Here is a 23495-nt window from a genome sequence, read left to right as displayed (position 1 = left end):
TGCTGTGCGAATTTTAAATTAAATATCGTGGTGCAACGTCTCTTCCAGCATTGGGTGATTCTTAGGAATCAGATTTGCTTTTGCTAGCTGAGAGTATAGTGACCATACAAAGCCAGAAGCAAAAATCAGAATCATACCGAATTCTATTGGGCCGAAACCACCATGTTCGCCCACTGTACCTGGCATGATATTGGTGTAAAAGTCAAAATAGTGACCTACAATAATACACCACGCTGCCAGTTTCAAAATAATGTGCGTCCGTTTGGCATCCCGAGTCATTAAAATCAAGAATGGCAGGACGAAGCAAAGCAATAGATTAATCAGAAACGGTGCTTTGTAAATACCACCATATCCACTTAAACGCTCCCGGTAATAAATGGTTTCTTCGGGTAGGTTAGCGTAATAGATAAGCATGAACTGAGCAAACCACACGTAGGTCCAGAAGATGGTAAAGGCAAACATGAATTTACCAAGATCGTGCAGGTGGCTCTCATTTACCCATTGCATGTACCCACGTTCTTTAAGCGTTACTACGGTTAACGTAATTATTGCTAGTCCTGTTACGTGCCAGCTCGCCAATGTGTACCAGCCAAACATGGTGCTGAACCAGTGAGTATCGATTGACATCACGAAATCCCAGGCCGATGTAGATGATGTTACACCAAAAACCAAAAGGAATGCAGTACCTAGTTTGATGCTTTTTTCGTAATAATCAGTTCCACCGTATAGATCTTCCTGAAGAGAGAAATTACGCAGCATCCGCCACAAGCCATACCATAATGCAAAATATAATATGATACGTGTTAGATAGAAAGGCGTGTTCAAAAAGCCTTTTTTACCTGCAATAATCGGATCATATTCTGGCCCTCCTACTACGTACAAGCCTTCATGAGTCCAGTGGAACATATCATGGCCGGCAATGAAGAATACACCTAGCACAGCGATACCTGTAATAGGTAAGTATGCGGGCATCGCTTCAGCAACACGCTTAAAAGCAACAGACCATCCAGCTTGCGCCAGATAGTTATAGGAAAGAAAAAACATTCCAATTACTGAAGCTCCCGTGAAGTAAATGGCGTTCAGCCAAACATTAGCCCACAGTCGGGTTGTCCACTTATAAGCATGATGACCACCTTCATGGGCCTCATGTGCACCTGCTCCATGAGCAGCCGCATGCGCATCATGTCCGTGCGAACCCGCACCTGATGCTAATAAATACGCGCCAATTGCAACAAGCACGATCCCGGCACCAAGGCCAATCATGATTCGCCGTTTGGATTCCGCAGTAAATTCAAATTGTTCGTCTAAGGACGGTATTGCGTGAGCCGATGCCATTCTTAACAGTTTTCAGTTTTCAGTTTTAGGTCGACAGCCAGGATTCACCGTTTTTTTATCGATAAATACCAGCCGAAAACGCAACATTATCCTTGTTGTAATTTATGCACATACTGTACAATCTTCCAGCGATCTTCTGGCGTGATTTGTGAGCCATGCGGCCACATACGTCCTTTTCCATATGTAATTACGTGGAAAATATGGCCATCGTTTAGTATTTTGAGTGCGTCAGATGAATAATTTGGCACACCTTTATACTCCTTGGCAACCGGCCCATCGCCTTTCCCATCTGCACCATGGCAGTGACTGCAATAGCGAGTGTACAAAAGCTGCCCTTCCGCCATTGACTTTTCCGTTTGTGGAATTGGATTAGTCAATACGCGTTCTGCAATACCAATACTATCTGCAGGGATATTATACATCATCAGATCCGTAGTAGCAGCCGCTCCTTCACCAAACTTAGTATGATAATTTGGTCGAGCTACAGTACCACGCGCAGGAAGACGCATATTCAGCCCTTGCGGGTTAATTGTATTCGGGCGAATCTGACGATAAGGTTCATAACCTACAGCGTCATACATTTGAGGGGCATATTCAACACCTGTATTATCATGACCTTTCTTGCAGGATGTTCCTGTAAAGATCAGCCCGATAATAGCTAGTGCTGCTATGCTCGTATGTTTAGTAATCATTCCCATTCTTACTATTAGAACTGCTTAACGTTTACTTCAGCAGCACCTGATTTTTTCAGAATCTGCTCAATATCACCTTCACCTATATTGTTTTTGCTCAGGTCAATAGCCATCGCAAATTTATTATCGGTAGTTCTTAGATCATACATTAATGGTTTCACCGTTGGACCTAAGCCATTTGACAATAAAAAAGTACCCACCATCCCTAATGCGCAGAAAAGAACGGTCAGCTCAAAGAAGATCGGTACGTAAATGATTGGGGAATAAGAATCTTTACCGCCAACAATCATAGGCCAATCAAATCCTTCAGTATAAAATGTTAACGATATAGCGGTGATCGTTCCTGTCAGGGCAAACAAGAATGCTGCAATACCCAGTCGTGAACGTGGATGCCCAAGTGCTACGTCTAAACCGTGAATAGGAAATGGTGAATAGACTTCGTGAATCCGAACACCAGAATTTTTTACTTCTTTAACGGCCTTTAGTACTACGTCGTCATCATCGTAAATGCCGACTAAGAATTTACCGTTACCATGTACGTCTGACATACTATTTTCTTGTTTCAAGCTCAAAGTTTGTCGCGTTAACCGTCTGTTCAGTTAAAACGACAAACAAGGTTTATTTTACGTCTTTATTAAACGTCGGATTGGTAACTCGCTCGCCTTTAGCTACACCTGATACAGAAGCAGGTAGTTTTTCAGAAGACGATTTAATAATGGTTTTTACTTCGGCCATGTTCACTACTGGAAGGAACTTCGAGAATAGTAAGAATAAGGTGAAGAACAAGCCAAACGAGAAAATATAGTCACTAATGTCAAACAAGGTTGGGTGGAACATTGCCCAGCTCGATGGGAGGTAGTCACGGTGAAGCGATGTAACAATAATTACAAAACGCTCGAACCACATACCAATATTTACGATAACTGATAGAACAAACGTCCATACAATGCTCCGGCGGATAGCCCGTGACCAGAAAAGCTGTGGGGTAATTACGTTACAGGTCATCATGGCCCAGTATGCCCACCAGTAAGGTCCAGTTGCCCGGTTGATAAAGGCGTAGCTCTCAAATTCTACCCCAGAATACCAGGCGATGAAAAACTCTGTTAGATAAGCCACCCCAACAATCGAACCTGTCAATGTGATGACTTTATTCATTGACTCGATGTGCTCTACCGTTATATAGTCTTCCAGTTTAAATACCACCCGGATAATTAAAACTAAGTTTTGCACCATGGCAAAACCCGAGAAGATAGCACCCGCAACGAAGTAAGGAGGGAAGATTGTTGTGTGCCAGCCGGGAATAACTGACGTAGCAAAGTCCATACTTACAATTGTGTGTACTGAAAGTACTAGAGGTGTAGAAAGCCCCGCCAGAATCAAGCTCATATACTCGTAACGAGCCCATGTCTTAGCAGAACCGTTCCAGCCTAACGAAAAAGCCCCGTACATATAACGTGATACTTTACTACGTGCCCGGTCGCGGATAGTAGCCAAGTCAGGAATAAGACCCATGTACCAAAACACCAACGACACGGTAAAATATGTACTGATCGCGAATACGTCCCAAACGAGTGGTGATTTGAAATTTACCCAAAGTGACCCTAATGTGTTAGGTAAGGGTAAACACCAATAAGCAACCCATGGACGACCAGCGTGCATCATAATGAAGCTGGCAGCACATATAACGGCAAAAATCGTCATAGCCTCAGCCGCCCGGTTTACAGCCGTCCGCCATTTCTGACGGAAGAGTAATAGAATAGCTGAAATAAGTGTACCTGCGTGACCAATACCTACCCACCATACGAAGTTGGTGATATCCCAGGCCCAACCGACAGTTTTATTAAGTCCCCAAACACCAAGTCCTTCCCACCATGTCCAGAATAAACAGGCGGTACCGTAAATGAGAACAACGACAGCAATAATAAAAGCAATGGTCCACTCGCGAGTGGGACTGCCTTCAACTTGTTTGCTGATATCCTCTGTTACGTCGGCATAGGTTTTACCACCGGTAACGAGAGGAGTTCTTACAGCTGATGTAACATGCGACATATACTTACTGTATTTACGATTTACGATGCACGATTTACAAATGATAGAATTACGAGACTTAACAAACGCAATTCATATATCGTAAGTCGTAGTTGATTTTATGCGTGAGATTTCTGTTCAGCGTTTTTATTATTCTTAGGCTCCTCGTCCTTATTCCGGATTTTGGTCAGATACGAAATCTGTGGTCTCACGTTGATTTCTTCTAAGACCTGAAAAGCCCGTCCTTCCTGTTCGCCCATCAGTACTTTCGAAATTGTACTTTCAGGATTGTTCATGTCGCCAAATATGATAGCACCTGTGGAACAGGCTTGAGAACAAGCTGTTTGAACTTCATCTGGAGCTAAAGCACGACGTTCTTTCTTCGCCGTAAGTTTGCTTTCCTGAATCCGTTGAACACAGAACGAACATTTTTCAATAACACCCCGTGAACGCACTGTTACGTCAGGGTTGATAACCATTTTACCAAGATCGTTATTGAAATGATAATCGAAGTTGTCGTTATCAAAGTATTTAAACCAGTTGAAGCGACGCACTTTATATGGGCAGTTGTTCGCACAATAACGCGTACCGATACAACGGTTATAAGTCATTTGGTTCAGACCTTCCGTGCTGTGGGTCGTTGCCAATACAGGACAAACGGTTTCACAGGGAGCATTGCTGCAGTGCTGGCAAAGCATTGGCTGGAATGTAACTTCTGGGTTTGCCGAAGCAACCTCCATTGCCGTATAATCTCCTACTTCAGCGTCACTGCTGTAATAGCGGTCAATACGTAACCAGTGCATTTCACGCCGTCTGATTACTTCTTTCCGTCCAACGACCTGAATATTGTTTTCAGCATTACAAGCTACGATACACGTACCACAGCCCAAGCATGAGTTCAGGTCAATGACCATACCCCAGGAATGAACAGGCTTTCCGTAACCATTCCATAGTGTAATATCATTCGGATCAACAGGGCCTTTCGAGGTTTGAACCCGTGGCTCGTATCGTCCGGCTTTCGGATTTTTCTGATATTCAGCCAAAACAGATTCCTGCAAAACGGCTTTCCGTCCCATGACAGTATCATGCGTTTGGGTCTGGGCAATTTCGTGTGAGCCACTAGCTTTCTCAACTTTAGCGCTGAAGGCTGAATACGTAGCGTACCCACCTACCAAGCTTACGAATGGGAAAGCATTTTTACCAACGCCATTAGCCGATTTACCTGCTTTTTCGCGGCCGTAGCCAATAGCAATCGAAACAGTATTATCGGCTTGGCCAGGTTGAATCATAACAGGTAACTCAACCGATTTTCCATTGACCGTTACTGTTATCAGATCATTCTGTGCTACGTTCAGTTCTTTCGCCGTTTTTTGGGAAAGAGCTGCGTAGTTATCCCAACAAACTTTCGACACAGGATCAGGTAACTCCTGAAGCCATGGGTTATTAGCCATGGCACCCGTGCCTACACCAATTTTCTCATAAAGAGCCAACTCCATGCCAGTTGATGGCTTGTAGCGTTGTGCAATTGCAGCAGCAGCCTGTGCTACGTTACCTGCGAAGGAAGAAGCTCCACCTGCAACGGTACCTTTATTAGGCTCGAATACACCGTCATTAAGACATTTAACCCAGAATGCATCGAAAGAACTAAATCCAGAGGCTTTTGGGTATTGTGTCGTCCGCCAGTAGTTTTTTAGGTATGCCTGAAAATCAGCAGATTTTCCTACCCATGTCAATAAACTGGACTGAAACTGACGTGTTTTGAAGATATGCGTAATAGCAGGCTGAGTCAGACTATAATAGCCTTGCTTTGGCTCTGCATCATTCCAGCACTCAAGGAAATGAGGGGCTGGGGTAATGAATTTAGCAAGTGAAGCTGTTTCATCGGCCCGATCAGCAAAGGAAACCGATAACTGAATTTTAGGTAACGCTTCTGCTAGCTCAGCACCACGAGGGTGATCATAAACTGGGTTCGACGCAAAGAACAGCGCAGCACCTACACGACCAGCTTTTGCTTCGTCGATGAAGGCGTTCATTTGCTGATCGTTCCCCTGACGATAGTTTACTGGAGAATTCAGGTCGATGGTTACTCCGTAGCTTCCTAGAAGATTGTTAAGCGCATTAACAACAATCTGTACGCTTGGATCATTTGAACCAGAAACTACCAGCGCTTTTCCACGAGAGTTAGCAAGATCTGTTGCGGCTTTGTCCAGATTAGGTACATCAACAGATGGCGCGCTAATAGACGTACCGCCAACTTTTGCAGCTACTTTGTTATAAAGAGCCGTTACAACCAGTCCTTCCTGAGAAGGTTTAATGGCTGTACGGTAATCAGCGTTGGAACCTGTTAATGAAAGCCCTGTCTCAAATTGATAATGCCGAGACATGGTTTTCTTACCGCCTGCCATTGCACCGATCTGGCGACCTTTCACATAACCGCCCATATACTCAATTGGAGCAACCCAAGTTCCCAAGAAGTCAGCACCAACGCTAACAATGGTTTGTGCTTTACCGAAATCGTATGATGGAATAGCTGCTTTGCCAAACGATGCTTGGTTTGCCTGTGTGATACCAAATACTGAATTGGCATCATAAGTGACGTGGCTAGCGGTCGGAAATTTTGCGATGAAATCAGCAATAACAGCTTTTGTCGTCGGGCTTAAAATAGTCGACGTAACAATCCGAATCGCTCCTCCTTTTGCCGCAACTGCATTCAGTTGGCTAATGATTTCACGGTCGGCAGTTGCCCAATCGATATCAGCATCACCTCTTTTTGGACCTTTCAGTTTGTCGATATCATAAAGCGACAGAACAGAAGCTTGTGAGCGTGGAGTAGTTCCTCCTTTCGAAACACTGGAAGAAGGATTTCCTTCAATTTTAATTGGCCGGCCTTCACGAGTTTCAACCAGAATTGCAGCGTAGTCTCCACCTTCGCTGAAGGTAGACGCGTAATAGTCAGAGATTGATGGGAAGGTAAATTCTGGCTTATTAATATAAGGAATGGCTTTGTGAACTGGTGTTTCACAAGCGGCCAGTGTTACGGCGGCCATGCCAAAACCCATTACTTTAAGGAAGTCACGGCGTTGGGTGTTCGATCCACCGAGCAGACCATCAAGGTCGTTCGACGATTCGCTCAGGTCGGGATTCGCAAATTCGCTGTTTGCGTTCTTCACGAACGTAGCATCGTTGCGTAATTCTTCAACCCCTTTCCAATACCGTTTAGATGTATTTTCCATGCGTGTTGTATGCGGTAAGTACCTATTGGTTGAGCTGGCCTATGCGGCCCGGTGGATTAATAGTGACATTTAGAACATTCTAAACCACCTATGTTAGCCACTTTAAGTGGTTCTTTGCTTTCTTTCTTGTGTAGCGCTACCAGCTTGTCGTAATAAGCGTTGTCTTTCGTATTAACATCCGTACGACGGTGGCAGTCGATACACCAGCCCATCGTCAATGACGAACGAGCTTCAACAACTTCCATTTTTTCGATTTCGCCGTGACAGGTCTGACACGCTACGTTCCCAACGTTTACGTGTTGGGAGTGGTTGAAGTAAGCTAAATCAGGCAAGTTGTGAACGCGAATCCACTCGATAGGCCGATTCTCTTCAATAGCTGCGTAAATCTTTTTGATCTCTGGCGATTCTTTTTTGATAACGCCATGACAGTTCATACAAACGTTAGCTGCAGGAATGGTAGCATTTTTACCTTTCTGAGCACCCGTATGACAGTAGTTACAGTCGATTTTGTATTGACCTGCGTGCAGTTTGTGTGAGTACGCAATAGGTTGTTTCGGAGCATACCCCTGTTGAATACCTACTCCATAAGCACCATCAATTGTCTCTTTAGCTGCAACTAGTAAGAACAGCCAGATAACAATGGAACGTAGCGTTGGATTGTTAAAAGCATTCGATAGGCCCGTTTTCAGGCGTTGGCCGAAAGCGGAAGGAACCTGTGCGCCTTCAGCAGTAGTAGTTGGCGTAACAGCTTTTGACAGGATCGTTACAATCACCAGCAGAACGCCCAATACCAATAGCATGACCACCAGCAAGGCGATCAGCACAAAGGTGAACATATCTGAAGGCCCCGAAGATGCGGTTGCGGCTGCAACAGGAGCTGGACTTCTATCAGAAGAGGCCGTAGGGGCAGCGGGCTTACCAGCCTGATCGATGTAGGCCAAAATACCGTCAATGTCAGCATCCGATAGGTTTGGAAAGCTTGACATCTGGATTTTTCCGTTCGCATTAAAAACCTGATTGGCGTATGGATCTCCGGAGGCAATAAGAGCCGACGAGTTTTTAATCCATTTGTGTAACCAGTCGCCCTTTGGGGCACGATCCTGAATTCCTTTCAGGCCAGGCCCTACAACTTTCTCATCAGTTACTGAGTGGCACTGAGCGCAGCTTTCTGTAAATAGTTTCTTTCCTTTTTCAACATCCGCTCCACCTGCAGGGGCTGCATCCTGAGCTCTCAACTGGCTATTGGAGACCAATAGCATAAGTAGAAGAACAACAACTCCACCAAGCTTGTATAAACGACTCATTTTATGAACTTTATTAACAGAGTGAATCAACATAATCACTACTACTTATTTATTAGCGTCCAAAAGTACGACACGATTACTGTATAGGCAAAAGTTGAGGTTTAGTTATTTGGGCCCTCTTTTTTATTTATATCGTTTCTAATTAAGATGATATGCAAATAGTATTGTTCAAATATGAGGTGGTAATATTAGTTTATGGCCAATAAAGAAGCCATTTTATTCAAATCCCTTATAGGAGCTGGATAAAATGGCTTCTGGTTATACTTTCAAGAGAGGTTCCGAGCGGATTCGAACCGCTGTACGAGGTTTTGCAGACCACTGCCTAGCCACTCGGCCACGGAACCTTTTTTGCCCCGAAACATGACGGGGCATGTATTTGGGAGTGCAAACATACGATTTTATCAATTAAAGTGATAATTCAATAAAAAAAAAACGCCCCTTACTCGAAAGCAAGGGGCGACAATCGTTATAATAAGGAAAAATTAGTTCTTACCTTCCATTTGCTCTTTTAAAGCAGCCAGTGCATCCAGATCACCTAACGTAGCTCCGCGTTCAGCCTGAGCTGGCGTAGTTTTTGTTGATGCGGCTTTACTTGCTTTAGGCTCTTTAACAGGCTCGTTTTTCTCCTGCCACGTTTTCGTGTGCGATAACATGATACGCTTCTCTTCTTTGGAGAACTCCGTTACTTTGAAGTCGAGCGTTTCGCCAGCTTCGGCAAACGTACCATCTTCTTTCGCCAGATTTTTCAGCGACGAGAAACCTTCGATACCGTATGGCAGCTCAAGGGTTGCCATTTTGTCGTTTTTGCTCAGGATGGTGCAACGGTGAATCGTACCAACAGCGAAAACGGTTTCGAACGTATCCCATGGGTTCTCTTCCAATTGTTTGTGGCCCAGAGCCAGACGACGGTTGTCTACGTCTAGTTCAAGTACAACAACTTCGAGGTCGTCACCAACTTTGATGAAGTCAGAAGGATGTTTGATTTTCTTCGTCCAAGACAAATCCGATACGTGTACCAGACCATCGATACCTTCTTCGAGTTCGAGGAACAGACCGAAATTGGTCAGGTTACGTACTACGCCTTTGTGCTTGGTTCCAACTGCGTATTTGGTACGTAGTTCTGGACGAGTCCAAGGATCTTCGGTCAGTTGTTTGATACCTAACGACATTTTGCGGTCGTTGCGGTCAAGTGTCAGCACAACAGCTTCAACTTCGTCACCAACTTTCAGGAATTCCTGTGGATTACGTAGATGCTGTGACCACGACATTTCCGATACGTGGATCAAACCTTCGACACCTGGTTGGATTTCGAGGAACGCGCCGTAATCTGCTACGTTCACGATTTTGCCTTTCACTTTCGAACCAACCTGAATGTCTTCTGCCAACGCATCCCATGGATGAGCCTGAAGTTGCTTCATGCCCAGCGAAATACGCTTTTTGTCTTCGTCGAAATCGAGAACTACTACGTTCACTTTCTGATCGAGGTGCAGTACTTCCGATGGATGGCTGATACGGCCCCACGAGATGTCCGTGATGTGCAGCAGACCATCTACACCACCAAGATCGATGAACACACCGAAGTTGGTCATGTTTTTGATAACGCCCTCCAGAACCTGACCTTTTTCGAGGTTGTTCAGGATTTGCGCACGTTGTGCTTCGAGGTCTTTCTCGATCAGGACTTTATGCGAAACCACTACGTTGTCGTTTGCATAATTGATCTTAACGACTTTAACCTCCATTTTCTTACCAACGAAGATATCGAAGTCACGAATCGGCTTAACGTCGATTTGCGAACCTGGTAAGAATGCTTCAACACTATAAATATCAACAATCAGACCACCTTTCGTCCGGCGTTTTACGAAACCATCGATAACGAGGTCATCGTCAAGCGCTTTCTGGATTTTCTGCCATGCGGTGATCACTTTCGCTTTCTTACGCGAAAGTACAAGCTGGCCGTTCGGGTCTTCCTGATTCTCTACGTAAACTTCAATTTCATCGCCCATCTTCAGGTCCGGCAAATCCCGGAATTCAGAAGCGGGTACCAAGCCATCCGACTTAAATCCAATGTTGAGTAATATCTCCCGGTCCGTTATCCCAACGACGGTTCCCATTACTACTTCTTTCTCTTTTACTTCCGACAACGTATTGTCGTACATTTCCACCATCCGGTCGCGCTCGGCATCCGAATATCCACTACCAAAACCTTTGTTGTCTGCCCGGTCCCAATCAAATGCCGGCAGGTCGCGTTGCTGCGTTTTGCTCATAAAAAAAAGTTTCCTGACCCACTCAGTACATCAGCCCGTAGGTCAACGGCGGACTGACTTTTGGTTATAAATTGTTTACCTTAAAAAAAGGACTGCAAAGATAGCAATTGCTTTCTGAAAAAAGTTTCGAAAACAACAAAACTCTTTGAGATAGAGGCAGAATAGGCGTAAACCTAACGTAGTAAAGCAAGGTCGGCCAATTGCATATGCAGTTGGCCGACCTTGCTTTACTACGTTATATATTTTATTGGAATGCTTTTTCCTTTTTTGCCAGAAATGGTATCCAGCTCTGTTCGATTGATCCTGAAAAATCGCGCAGAAAAACCAGAAATGTTGGTTTAAAAGGCTTTTGCCGCAATTTTAAGTTAGCCTCTTCTGGGGTGAAATCGCCCTTTCGTGAATTACAGCGTTTACAGGCTGTTGCCAGATTATCCCAGCTTGTTTTACCTCCTCGCGACTTCGGCAGTACGTGATCAAGTGTGAGTTCTTCAGTTGTACCGCAATATTGACAATGATGGCCGTCGCGCTTAAAAATGTTTTGCCGGGTTAACATGACGCCTTTATAGGGCAGATTAACGTAGCGATGAAGCCGAATAACGGATGGTAAGGGAAAGTCAGCAGAAATGGTTCGAAGCTTAAATTGATCCGATTCGGCAACAAGCTCGGCTTTATCCAGATAAACAAGCAAGAATGCTTTGGGAACGGAGCAAATGCTCAGGGCACTGTAATCTTGGTTTAAGACTAATACTTTCCTACCCATATACGTTTAGATGCCTCTGTAAGGTAGCAAGTTACAGAGTTATCCACATAACGTCAATAGTTATGAAAAATAAGTATGGAAGAGATTTTGAATTGTTAGTATCGTTCGCGTTGCATATCCCGCGTTACGTCGCGTTCTTTTATGCTGTCACGTTTATCGTACAACTTTTTACCTTTGGCAAGCGCTATCTCTAATTTAGCAAAACCACGTTCGTTCGTGAAAAGCCGGACTGGAACGATGGTTAGGCCTTGGTCTTTCAGCTTCTCGGTAAGCCGTTTTATTTCTCGTTTGGTGAGTAAAAGCTTCCGTTCGCGAAGCGGTTCGTGGTTATAGTGCGTTCCTTCGGTATAGACGGATATGCTCATCTGCCGAATAAACATTTCATCGTTTAGAATAAGACAATACGCATCCTGTAGATTCACTTTCCCTTGGCGAATCGATTTAATCTCGGTACCCGTTAAAACGATTCCAGCGGTATATGTTTCCAGAAAGGCGTATTCGAAGGATGCCCGACGATTGCGAACATCAACTTGTTTAACAATAGAAGCAGAGGCCATATGAATAGGTCAAAGGGCTACAAAGGTAGCTTTGTATGACCACAAACACGGGAAATCGTGCAGAGGTTTGTGACGTTTTCAGGAAATATCATTCCTAATATACAATAGGACGCCTGGGGGGCCGGTGTTTTCACTCGCTAGAATGGTACCGAAATCACAGCCTCAAGACCCGGTACGGCACCGGCCCAAACCCAAGCGATATTTGGTTACTCTCCTTTGAGGCTTTTATTCCGTCAGATAGGATTATCTGATTGATGAGCAAAAACGATGCCTACAATCAAGGCATCGGGAAAGTTTTATAAATACTACCTATTTTCTCCTAAATATAAAAATTCTTGCATATACTATGGATATGACATTTGTAATTCGGTAACAATGGCAATAAGTATGCCAAATACTCTACAAAGCAAAAGCCCTCAGATTTCGATCTGAGGGCTTTTGCTTTGTAGAGTATTTTTATTTTTTAGTCTGTTTAGCCTGATATTCTTTGTTAAGACCATCCAAAATAGTTTTAGTACGATCGGCCGATGGGTTTGCAAATAAAATACCTCCCCCTTTGGTATATCCTAAAACAAATTCATACTTGTTCTGTCCATTAATTTTTTTCAGGTAATCATAAATCTGGTCGTAAAGCTCTTTATTTTTGCTCTGCTCTTCTAAAGCCAGATTTTGAGCCGCACGCTCACGATAGGCAAGAATATCCTGCTGCTCTTTTTGAAGTGATGCTTCTGTTGCCCGACCCTGTTCTTGAGTCATAGTGGCAGCGCGCTGCTGAAAGAACGCTACTTTATTCTGAAGGTTACGACCTTTCGAGGCTAAATCATTCTCGAGTTGAAAACGCTTACTTTCCAGCACTTTTTGTGTGTCTTTGAAGTATTCATATTTCGTAAGCAGCGAATCAACATTCACATACACGATGTCTTTGCCCTTTGCTTCAACTGGTGTAGCTGGGGTGGCTTCAGGCTGGTTGCCTTTAAAATGTAGGTAGTACAAAACAGCTACGGCAATTGTCAGGACGACATTCAGAATTAACGAGGCATTCTTCACAGGAAACGGATTGATTAGTGACAAGTTTATCCTACAAAGGTACAGGGATTTATGATTTAGAACCTACGATTTGCCGTTTGATTTCCGGATGCCTGCCGAACAAAAAATCCAGACAAGCCGGCCAAACCGCCTACCAAACCACTTAGGATTGCTGTTGACAGCAAGGGCATTACTACGTTATCCATTTTGAAGAGCAGTTGGCCCATCCGGGCAGTGAAAATACCATCTGTACGGAAATGAATCAGTAGGGCATAGGCAAGCCATATAATAGCTATACCCGTAAATCCATAAAAGAAAGCTGAAAGGGCACTTGAACTTCGCCAGAAACAAACCAGAAAGGCAACTATAGATAGACTCCACCAAGGCAGAATCAGTTGGGCTAATAAACTAATGAGCGCAATAAGAACTAGTTGAATCATATTCATTAATGTGGTATACACCACAATTTAGAGTGTCGGTAAGAATAGTTTGCGAGCTTACTTCAGTGTCATTTTTTGCTTAATCCTCGAGTTCTTATCCTGAGCCGATTGAAGATAAAGCAGTTCATTTAGCTTCCCAGTCTTCCATGTTTCAATCATATCCTGATAATAAGGACTTCCTGGATTCCCCGACTGACCACCTGGATAAACGCCGAATGCCTTCGGCTGATCGCCTAAGGCAACTACCATTCGCCACGATGGCCCTGTCCGCTCGTTGGTAGCATTAACGATTACAGCTCCTCCACCTACATTGAGATCAAGAACACTGAAGGCATCTACGCCAGGCAGCAAGTGGCGAATATCGGTTCCTTTGTGTGGCCCCCAAGCCCAGCTATCACCCACAGGGCCATGTTTTTTTGTTAACGTATCGCAGGTTCCGCGAAAACTCTGATTTATAATATCTGAAAGCCGCTCACGTGCTGGCGTTTTCACATTATCGAACCAACGGGCGCCTGTATCGCGCTGCATCAAGGTCAACGTTCGGTCGAAGGAAGGGAAACGCATGGGTAACGTATCGCCTGTATCAAATTCGTCGGCCCAGATCGCTTTCATCAGTTGCGCATTCCACTCCATAAAAATGGTTGGACCTACTTCACCGGCGTTGTTGCTACGTTGCCATTGCTGAAGTACACGTAGCGCGTTACGTTGCTCAGGGCTCATTCCTTTCTCCGACAATATGGAAAGTAATGTAGGAAGCGCATCGGCTGCTCTTAGGTTGTAATTATCGTTTTGCAACTCACGAAGACTGTCGATTGTCGCGTTTTGCATGGTCGTTAATCGTTGATTAATTCGGCGGCCCCGTTCCGATGGCGCAAATTGCCAGTTGATATAATATGGATACGACGGATCAGTTGAGAATTGATTGGCAGAACTGACAAAACCACGTGGCGGATTTTTTACCAGCGGATTCTGGTCGGCAGGAATATAGCCGTGCCAATCGTTGGCCGGGTTCGTGCCATCCAGTAAAAACTTACCCTGATCTTTCCATTTTAACGGAAATCGCCCATTTGGCGAAATCGCTATATCATTTTGCGCATCGGCGTAAATAAAATTTTGTGCTGGTGCTACGTAGTAAGCAAGGGCTTTCCGATAATCGGCAAAATTCTCAGCCCGATTCAGTTTGTAAAAACAGAGCATATCGTTCGATTGCTCGTGGGCAATCCAGCGAGCTGCATAACCCGTCGGAATGCTTGGCCGAAAAGGCTTTGCTCCCGTTTCATACACCAAGGGGCCATGATGTGTATAATAGACAGTGTCTATTACGTTAGGCTTCCCCTTTACTTTTATGGTTTCGAGCCGCCGTTGAACGGGTTTCCATTGATTATCGTGCCAATACTGCTGATGTGATTCATCTTTGAAACGTATCGCGTAAAAGTCGAGCACGTCGGCCCCTACGTTCGTTACACCCCAGGCTACCTTTTTATTAAATCCAATAATAACATTTGGTGCTCCAGGCAAAGATGCTCCATACACATTAACCGTTGGCGATACCAATTGAATCTGGTACCAGATGGAGGGTAAGCTTAAGGTTAAATGTGGGTCATTGGCCAGAATCGGATGTCCAGTCGCTGATTTTTGCGCACCAACGGCCCAGTTGTTCGAACCAATTTCAGGATTTGCCCGATTTGGAGATGTGCCAAAGCCCGGTGCCGATAAGGCAATTAAATTAGTAAGTAAGCTATCTTTCGAGGGTATAGGTAATGGTAGCGGTTTAAAATCCCATTTTGTCCCAGAGGGAATAATTGGATCTTCACGGGTTGGGTAATCAGGAAACAGATCAGCAGTAACAGCAGCACCATACTTACGTAGTATGTTCGTCATTAACAGATCGTCTGCACCACCAGCAAGCGTACTGCTCATCTGTTTCAGTAAAAGTGCGCATTTTAAGGATGTCCAGGGCTCAGGAGAATAGCCAAGCAATTTGTATTCGATGGGGTAATCTGCCGGTTTCAATTGATTTATCCAGGCATTTATCCCCACCGTATACGCATCCAGTATTCGCTTGGTAGCCGGGTCCGCTTCCATACCTTTTAGCGTCTGTTCCGCTCCATAACCCATGCCAAGATGGCGGTTAAATCGGTCAAGTTCGAGGGCCCTTTCACCAACTATTTCCGATACTCGTCCGGCAGCCGCATGGGTCTGAAATTCCATTTGCCAGAGACGGTCGCGGGCTGTCAGGTATCCCTGCGCGAAATAGAGGTCATCATCGTTCTGCGCAAAAACGTGTGGAACTGCCAAATCATCAAAAATTACGGTAACGGGGGCTTTCGTTCCTACTACGTTCACTACGTCGTCAGCGCCTTCAGCCGACTCGGCATTTTGCCAGAAACCGACAAATGGACTTAGGAGTGGACCAAAAGCAGGAACACTTCCCCAAGGTCGGTTAAGTGCCCAGACAAGAGCTATGGTAAGAATGGATACGAAAATAGCTTTGAAGTAGTGCATAGTGGTGACAAAGTGTCAATACGTGTAGATGCAAGTTTATAGATTGTATCGTACAAATAAAAAGTATTCTTTTACCTACTGATGTAATTGATACGTACAATCGTTTGCTGAAATAAGATTGAGAAGAAGACTCTACCTTATTTCATTAAAACACACGTAGTAAATAGCATTTGTAAATAGGCAATCGGCTAATCACTTACATACTTTATACGTACAGATTTAAAGGTATTTTAGGCTATTGGGTTGCTTATATGACTGACAGATCTGGCTACGTATTTATAAAGACGAGAAAAAATATAGCAGAACTTGACTTTATACCTGATATTTACAGCCTAATTTGCTGCTTTATAGCTTGTAGCCAATTGGTCAACTGCCTAGTTAGAAGTTCAGCGCTTCGAACAAAACACTACGTTGTTGATGGTGGGGTTGCTAACTAACCACGAATCGTGAGAGCGGCATATGAACAATCGATACTGTTCGTATGTTGCCAATTAACCATTTCACTCTTGTCGATATTGTAGTATTTTAGCCGCATGACTTTCTTAAACACTACGCTCAAATGGCTGCTTCAACGGCGGCTGCCGCGCATAGAGGCTATGATGCAACAGCCCGGTGTTGTTCAGCAGAAAGTTTTTAGGCAACTCATTCAGGCAGGTCGACGTACGAAGTGGGGAAAACAATACGAATATTCATCCATTCAATGTATTCGTGATTTTCAGCAACGAGTTCCTGTTTCAAGTTACGAAGACCTGTTCCCATACATCGAGCGTGTTTTAAAAGGCGAATCTAAAGTGCTTTGGCCATCGCCGGTGCGTTGGTTTTCCAAATCTTCGGGAACCACCAATGCACGTAGTAAATTCATTCCTGTTACCCCCGAATCATTGGACGAAGGCCATCTCAAAGGTGGCAAGGACATGATGGCTTTATACGTAGCCAATAATCCTGAAAGCCGAGCCTTTGAAGGAAAAGGGCTCTCTATTGGTGGCAGCCTGCACCCTAATCCATATAGCAGCAACAGCGTAGCGGGCGATGTGTCGGCGGTGGTTATGAAAAACCTGCCGAGCTGGGCGCAATACATTCGAACGCCATCTATCGACGTTGCACTGATGGATGAATGGGAGGCCAAGCTGGAGCAAATGGCGGAGATTACGTCGCAGCAGAACGTAACGAGTATCTTGGGGACTCCTACATGGGGTTTGGTTTTGATCGACAAAATTCTGGCGCGTACGGGTAAATCCAACATTCTGGACGTTTGGCCCAATTTTGAAGTCCTGATTCATGGGGCCGTCAATTTTCAGCCATATCGGGATTTGTTTCAGCAACAGGTTTTCCCGTCGAAAACGGTACGTTATCAGGAAATCTACAATGCTTCAGAAGGATTTTTCGCTATTCAGGACGATTTGAATCGGGTGGGCGAAATGCTTCTGATGCTTGATTACGGTATTTTTTACGAGTTTGTGCCTATTCAGGAATCCGACCAGTCATTTCCCAAGGCGTTGACTATTGACGAAGTAGAACTAGACAAAAACTACGCGCTGGTTGTTTCGACCAACGGTGGCCTTTGGCGCTACAAAGTGGGCGATACGGTTCGGTTTACGTCGTTATATCCCCATCGGTTAAAGGTCAGTGGTCGAACCAAGCATTTTATCAATGCATTTGGCGAAGAGGTAATCGTTGAGAATGCAGAAGCGGCCATAACACGGGCTTGTGAAGCCACAGGAGCAAAAATTGCCGATTATACGGCTGGCCCGGTTTATATGAACAGCGGAACAACAGGCTGTCATGAGTGGATTATTGAATTTGCACAGGAGCCAACGAGCCTGGACTTATTTACACAAGTTCTCGACGGATCGCTACGACAAATAAATTCCGATTATGACGCCAAACGCTACAACGATATGGTGCTGAAGCGTCCCCGAATTCATGCTGTCTCGCCCGGTACGTTCTATTCCTGGATGAAGCAACGTGGTAAATTGGGTGGCCAGCACAAAGTACCTCGCCTGGCAAACTCCCGCGAATACCTCGATGACATTCTTAGCCTACTGGCTTTCAACCGTTAGCATACAGCGAACGAAGCCCAAAGAGCTTCTGTTATAAGAGCATATCCAATCAAATTTGGCTGACACGTAGTAAATAGTTATCACGTGTTCACGTATTCCGTTCATGAAATCATTCGATATCCCCGATTATTACCGCAGTCATATTATTACGCCTTTAAAAGAATTTCGGCGACAGCGTGATAAATTGAAACGGGATTTTACGCCTACATTTCTCGATTTTGGCCCAATACGTGTACTGGTTGCCCGGCACTTTGGTTTTTGTTATGGTGTAGAAAACGCGGTCGAAATTGCCTATAAAGCTATTGCCGAAAATCCAGATAAGCGGATTTTCCTGCTTAGTGAAATGATTCATAATCCGGATGTAAACAGCGATCTTCAGGAGCGGGGTGTGCGGTTTATAATGGATACAAAAGGTCGTCAATTGATTCCCTGGACCGATCTTCAACCAACTGACGTCATCATCATTCCGGCCTTTGGCACTACGTTAGAAACACAGCAGCAACTGGCTTCTCTTGGCTTGGACGTTGAAAAGTATGACACGACCTGTCCGTTTGTTGAAAAGGTCTGGAACAAAGCAGGTCAGATTGGGAATAAAAATTATACGGTAGTTGTACATGGTAAACCGAGCCATGAAGAAACCCGCGCTACGTTCTCACACAGTAAAGAATCGGCTCCAACCGTTGTTGTTAAAGACATGGGTCAGGCGCAACAATTGGCAAAGTACATAACTGGTGAATTACCAGCCGATAATTTTTATCTGGAATTTGCGGGGCAGCATTCGATTGGTTTTGATCCGTTACGCGATTTGCAACGTATCGGCGTTGTAAACCAAACAACTATGTTGGCTTCTGATACACAGGGTATTGCTGATTATCTGAAGCAGGTAATGATGTTGCACTACGGTCTGACAGTTGAAGAGGTAGACAACCGTTTTGCGAATACCCGCGATACGCTTTGCTACGCCACAAATGATAATCAGGATGCTACGTATGCGCTATTAAATTATCCGGCCGACTTTGCCATCGTAGCAGGAGGATATAACTCCTCAAACACATCACACATTGTTGAGCTTTGCGCCGAAAAACTGCCTACGTATTTTATCGAATCAGAGCAGAAAATACTTTCTGATACGCTTATTCGTCACTTTGATGAGCACAATAAGCAGGAAGTGGTGACGGAAAATTATATTCCTTCGCAGCAACCCGTTACTGTGTTGCTTACCTGTGGCGCTTCCTGCCCCGATGCGGTTGTGGAAGGTATTTTGTTGAAACTTGTCGGTTTCTTTCCAGATGCTCAGCCCGTTGAGCACGTAATGAGTAACGTAATGCAGTAAGGGTCTTAAAACCGCTACGTCAATTATTGCACTCTGATAACTGCCTCTTTACTTTCGTTCTGAAGTCGATCTAGCGTTGTTACTACATAGGTGTATTTCTTTTTCGGATCGGCGGTTTTATCCATAAAACGCGTAGTCGATTCACCAATACAACGGGCAACGATGTAGCGTGGGTCGTTTAAACGTAGCGTCGGGCGTCGGCCCTCGAAACGATAGACCAGATAATTAAACGCTACGTCCCCATCGGATGCTTCACCGGGTTGCTGCCAGAATAATTCAACCCCTTCAGGAGTAACAGCCGCTTTTAAATCATGCGGAGGTAAAGGCGGAATGCTATCCAGCCAGGGCATTGTTGGTACGAGTGCCGTATAGCGGTAAAAATTCGTCTGAAGCGAATCGCAAATGCCCATTGGGTTCATGCGCATATTTCGTGCACTGAAAAATACACTCCCCTGCACTAGCTTCTGCTGGCGATTATAACGCATCTGATTCGGAAATTCAGTAGGTCGCCACCAGCCGGGGTCACGCTCAGAACCACGTCCTACCCGATAAGCGGCATGACCAATATAGAGTTGGCAATTACTTGCACTACAATTACGTACCCACCAATCAATCAATGTTTTATAAGGTACCCTACTAAACTCTGAGCTAAAATAAACTTGCGGAACAATGTAATCGATAAGGTTTTCCCGTACCCATTTGCGAGAGTCCGCGTAAATTTCATAATAAGACTGACCACCGTTTGTTGCTGAACCATCCGGATCGCTGCTTTTATTTTTCCAGATGCCAAATGGGCTGATTCCGAATTTAATCCAGGGCTTATTGGCACGTATTGAATCGCGAAGTTCTACAACAAGCTTATTGACATTGTCGCGTCGCCAATCGTCTTTTTTCATCCCGTTGAAGTTTGCCCGATACGTACTGTCGTCACGTAGCACCTGACCAGCTTCTGCATACGGATAGAAATAATCGTCGAAATGAATTCCGTCAATATCATATTCCCGTACTACGTTCGCCACAAGTCCTGAAATGTAGCTTCGGACTGGTGGTAAACCCAGATTAAAGAGCTTACGATTGCCGTATTTTAACATCCATTGTGGTTTCCGATTAGAAATATTCGATGGTGCTACGCTGGAATACTTACCAAACGTTGCCCGGTCGAGGTTGAACCAGGCATGAAACTCAAGACCACGCTGGTGAGCTTCTTCAATCATAAACTCCATTGGGTCGTAAAACGGATCAGGAGCAAGACCCTGCTGCCCAGTTAGCCATTCCGACCACGGTTCCGAGCTTTTCGCATAGAAAGCATCGGCGGCCGCCCGAATCTGCACAATCACGGCGTTGATGCCCATTCGCTGATACGAATCGAACATATCGATGATTTCTTTCTGCTGCTGCGCTACAGGCAATCCTTTTTTTGTGGGCCAGTCGAGATTGTCAATCGTTGCGATCCATACGGCCCGAAATTCCCGCTTTGGCGGAGGAGGGGTTAGATCGACAACTGTTTCTTCTGGTTCAAGCGTATCGGAAGGGGGCGTAACAACTACTGGCGGAGCCGGTTTTTGAACGGGGTTTTTAGCGGCTATAGGCTTTTCTGGAACTGGTTTTGTAATGGCTGGCTTAGCTGGCCTAACGGGAGCTCGCTGGGTAACAACAGGCTTTGGAGAACGGCAACTAATACCTACGTATATAAGTAGCAGGAAGTACGCGATTGGGCGCATCAGCGAAAATGGGTTAACTAACAAAAGTAACGACAGGCTCTTATAATTCTGTTGGATAAGAATGCTTTTTTGGCTTATTGATCTATTTTACCTAGGTTATTTATGTGTTGTTATTCTACAAAAAAGGTACAGTTCCAGTATTTAATAGTGTTCTGGGAAGAGTCATTCAATGCATTCCTCATTTTGTCGCAGTATCAATTTCCTTAATATTGTGCCGCTTAATAGGTATATAGGAGAAAATTGTTTTGATTTTTTTAAAAATTCATTCTTTTTTAAGAATTTTCTATTGTAAAAGATAGTAGTTTTGCACTGCTCTGTAACAACATTTATTTCAACAGGCAATTTCATCTATGTCTAGTCAGAAGTTAGATCAGATTGATCGTAACGTATTAGAGATTCTGCAAGCCAACGCTAAAATTACCAACGCCCAGCTATCTAAAGAGATTGGTCTTTCACCAGCACCAACACTGGAGCGCGTAAAAAAACTTGAGACTTCTGGTATTATTCAGAGCTATCATGCCCAACTAAACCGTGAAAAAATAGGCCTCGGCGTAACAACCTTTGTTATGGTTACACTGGTAGGTCATAAGAAAGATACGACCATGTCGTTTGTGAAGCGTGTCAATGAAATTCCTGAAATCATTGAATGCCACCACATCACGGGTTCCGGGGATTTTCTCCTCAAAGTTATTGCTAAAGACATTGCATCGTATCAGGGGCTTATGCTCGACGTAATCAACGAAATTGATGAAGTTGCGCACACGCAAACGATGGTAATCATGTCAACATTTAAGGAAAGCAAAGTATTGCCTATTCCTTGATCATGTATGATATATGAAGTATGATATATGATGTTTTTCAAGCAATACCTCATATATCATACTTCATATATCGCTTCTATCTTCTTTTCCGACGCTCTTCTCTACGTGATTTCTTAGCGTCTTCCAGCGCTTTTTTCGCTTCCTTGTGCTGGCTTGATTTTCGATCTGCTTTATCCATCACTTCCTTAAAATAAGTCTGAGCCAGATCGTAATCTTTTTCTTCAGTAGCAATTTTCGCCAGCCCTAAAACCGACGACCAGTAATACCCTGCGTTGGTCGAATTTGTCTGTTTTGCAAAATCAATAGCTTTCTGATAATTGATTTTGGCCTCCGAATTGTTTTTGTAAAACAGGTGATTGATGTACGCCAGTATATACGCGGCAGTACGTCCACTGACGCCCTCATAACCAGATTGAGTGCGTTCAATTTTACCCATAATATCTTTCGAGATTCGTTCGGCTTCATTCAAACGGCCCGTTACAAATGCAGAACGCGCGAAGTAGCGTTCGAAAAATGGATTATCAGGGTATTGCTCATGCATGTACTTTGCCATCTCGTATGCTTTGTCATACTGGTTTTCCATGCTATAAATCTGAATTAGAAAATAACGAGCCTCTACACGGGTGTAAAAGGCTGTATTTGCGGTCTTTTCCAGCTCCTTAATGCCCGTTGTTTTATTCCCTTTTGGGAAAAACATTAAAATAGGCTTCAACAGTGGGTAGTTCTCAGGAATCCACTGAGCGTAGTAATCATACATACCATCGCCAAAGAGCAGTTCCGGGCTGAAATCGGCATTACCCTTACATTTCTCAAAGTATTTGAGCGCATTTTTACCGGAGAAAGTCGCTTTAGTCCATTTCTTCCGCTCTGAATACAGACGGCTTTTAAACGCATAGGCAGCCGCTAAGAAGAAAGCGGGTTCAAGCTTATTATCGCTGTCGTCGTAAAGTTTTTCGGCCAACGTAATGGTTGTATCCATGAGTGCCAGACAACGATCATCATAATCTGTTACGTCGGTATTCGGTACAATTTTCCACCACTCGGCCAGACCCATTAAAAAATAAGGCATAGGATGCTTGGGATATCGCACCCGCAGCCAGCGAAACTCCTTATCGGCTTCGTAGAATTTATAGTTATACATCAGATTGATGGCCTCAGCCGATTCAATCTGAACACCAGGGTGTTTTAACAGGCCATCGTATTTTTTATCAAACGCCGACGGATCGTAGAGCTGGGCATGAGCCAGAACAGCCAGTCCCATTAACCACATCGTCAAAAAGATAGTCTTCATTTGGTCAAATCGCTTCATTGGTATATCAACGTAATTGAGCATCAGTACGTTTGTTTCACTGTATTTTTCCAACGTTTTTTTGTCCGCACTTTTCCGACAACGTATCTTTGTCGCCCCAAATACAT

At 44.3% G+C, this 23495-nt stretch carries 17 protein-coding genes and 1 tRNA gene; 3 read left to right on the top strand and 15 right to left on the bottom strand.

What is annotated here, in order from left to right:
- Positions 1–18: 18 nt before the first annotated feature.
- The 13 genes from ACYVD4_RS03025 to ACYVD4_RS02965 form a co-directional block, all read right to left on the bottom strand.
- Positions 19–1335 carry a quinol:cytochrome C oxidoreductase gene (locus tag ACYVD4_RS03025; RefSeq protein ID WP_460942254.1) on the bottom strand — a complete coding sequence of 439 codons (1317 nt, stop codon included), beginning with the start codon at positions 1333–1335 and terminating at the stop codon, positions 19–21.
- Positions 1336–1421: 86 nt separating this feature from the next.
- Positions 1422–2027, bottom strand: coding sequence for a c-type cytochrome (locus tag ACYVD4_RS03020; RefSeq protein WP_460942252.1), 606 nt, complete (start codon positions 2025–2027; stop codon positions 1422–1424).
- A gap of 14 nt (positions 2028–2041) precedes the next feature.
- Positions 2042–2575 (bottom strand): DUF3341 domain-containing protein, encoded by a 534-nt coding sequence (locus ACYVD4_RS03015; RefSeq protein WP_460942982.1) that lies wholly within the window; start codon positions 2573–2575, stop codon positions 2042–2044.
- A 70-nt stretch (positions 2576–2645) separates the two neighbouring features.
- Positions 2646–4076 (bottom strand): NrfD/PsrC family molybdoenzyme membrane anchor subunit, encoded by a 1431-nt coding sequence (gene nrfD / locus ACYVD4_RS03010; protein WP_460942250.1) that lies wholly within the window; start codon positions 4074–4076, stop codon positions 2646–2648.
- Positions 4077–4174: 98 nt separating this feature from the next.
- The gene (locus tag ACYVD4_RS03005; RefSeq protein WP_460942248.1) at positions 4175–7288 is read right to left on the bottom strand and encodes a TAT-variant-translocated molybdopterin oxidoreductase; all 3114 of its coding nucleotides are present in this window, start codon (positions 7286–7288) and stop codon (positions 4175–4177) included.
- A 56-nt stretch (positions 7289–7344) separates the two neighbouring features.
- Positions 7345–8592 (bottom strand): c-type cytochrome, encoded by a 1248-nt coding sequence (locus ACYVD4_RS03000; RefSeq protein ID WP_460942246.1) that lies wholly within the window; start codon positions 8590–8592, stop codon positions 7345–7347.
- Positions 8593–8865: 273 nt separating this feature from the next.
- Positions 8866–8936, bottom strand: a tRNA-Cys gene (locus ACYVD4_RS02995).
- Between the two features lie 138 nt (positions 8937–9074).
- A complete protein-coding gene (gene rpsA / locus ACYVD4_RS02990; protein ID WP_460942244.1) occupies positions 9075–10856 on the bottom strand; it encodes a 30S ribosomal protein S1 in 1782 nt (593 codons plus the stop codon).
- Between the two features lie 244 nt (positions 10857–11100).
- Positions 11101–11616, bottom strand: a complete 516-nt coding sequence (locus ACYVD4_RS02985) for an HNH endonuclease (RefSeq protein WP_460942242.1) — start codon at positions 11614–11616, stop codon at positions 11101–11103.
- Positions 11617–11711: 95 nt separating this feature from the next.
- Entirely contained in the window at positions 11712–12173 is a 462-nt protein-coding gene (gene smpB / locus ACYVD4_RS02980; RefSeq protein ID WP_460942240.1) for an SsrA-binding protein SmpB, read from the bottom strand.
- 456 nt (positions 12174–12629) lie between these two features.
- Entirely contained in the window at positions 12630–13220 is a 591-nt protein-coding gene (locus ACYVD4_RS02975) for an OmpH/Skp family outer membrane protein (protein ID WP_460942238.1), read from the bottom strand.
- Between the two features lie 56 nt (positions 13221–13276).
- A complete protein-coding gene (locus tag ACYVD4_RS02970) occupies positions 13277–13639 on the bottom strand; it encodes a hypothetical protein (protein ID WP_460942236.1) in 363 nt (120 codons plus the stop codon).
- 57 nt (positions 13640–13696) lie between these two features.
- Positions 13697–16144, bottom strand: a complete 2448-nt coding sequence (locus ACYVD4_RS02965; protein WP_460942234.1) for a penicillin acylase family protein — start codon at positions 16142–16144, stop codon at positions 13697–13699.
- A gap of 533 nt (positions 16145–16677) precedes the next feature.
- On the opposite strand from ACYVD4_RS02965, the gene ACYVD4_RS02960 reads away from it, so the two are divergent.
- Together ACYVD4_RS02960 and ACYVD4_RS02955 are read left to right on the top strand one after the other, a co-directional pair.
- Positions 16678–18204 (top strand): GH3 auxin-responsive promoter family protein, encoded by a 1527-nt coding sequence (locus ACYVD4_RS02960; protein ID WP_460942232.1) that lies wholly within the window; start codon positions 16678–16680, stop codon positions 18202–18204.
- A gap of 103 nt (positions 18205–18307) precedes the next feature.
- Complete coding sequence (locus ACYVD4_RS02955; RefSeq protein ID WP_460942230.1) at positions 18308–19537, top strand: 4-hydroxy-3-methylbut-2-enyl diphosphate reductase; 1230 nt, start codon at positions 18308–18310, stop codon at positions 19535–19537.
- A 23-nt stretch (positions 19538–19560) separates the two neighbouring features.
- Here ACYVD4_RS02955 and ACYVD4_RS02950 read toward each other — a convergent pair whose 3' ends face one another.
- Complete coding sequence (locus tag ACYVD4_RS02950) at positions 19561–21258, bottom strand: glycoside hydrolase family 10 protein (RefSeq protein WP_460942228.1); 1698 nt, start codon at positions 21256–21258, stop codon at positions 19561–19563.
- Positions 21259–21608: 350 nt separating this feature from the next.
- Between ACYVD4_RS02950 and ACYVD4_RS02945 the strand changes: the two genes are divergently transcribed.
- On the top strand, positions 21609–22079 hold the full coding sequence (locus tag ACYVD4_RS02945) for an Lrp/AsnC family transcriptional regulator (RefSeq protein WP_460942226.1): 471 nt from the start codon (positions 21609–21611) through the stop codon (positions 22077–22079).
- A 76-nt stretch (positions 22080–22155) separates the two neighbouring features.
- Here ACYVD4_RS02945 and ACYVD4_RS02940 read toward each other — a convergent pair whose 3' ends face one another.
- Positions 22156–23370, bottom strand: coding sequence for a tetratricopeptide repeat protein (locus ACYVD4_RS02940; protein ID WP_460942224.1), 1215 nt, complete (start codon positions 23368–23370; stop codon positions 22156–22158).
- Between the last annotated feature and the right edge of the window lie 125 nt (positions 23371–23495).

This window comes from Spirosoma daeguense, from assembly GCF_054776875.1.
Note: the sequence above shows the minus strand (reverse complement) of the source record. Positions and strands in the feature narration are given on the sequence as shown.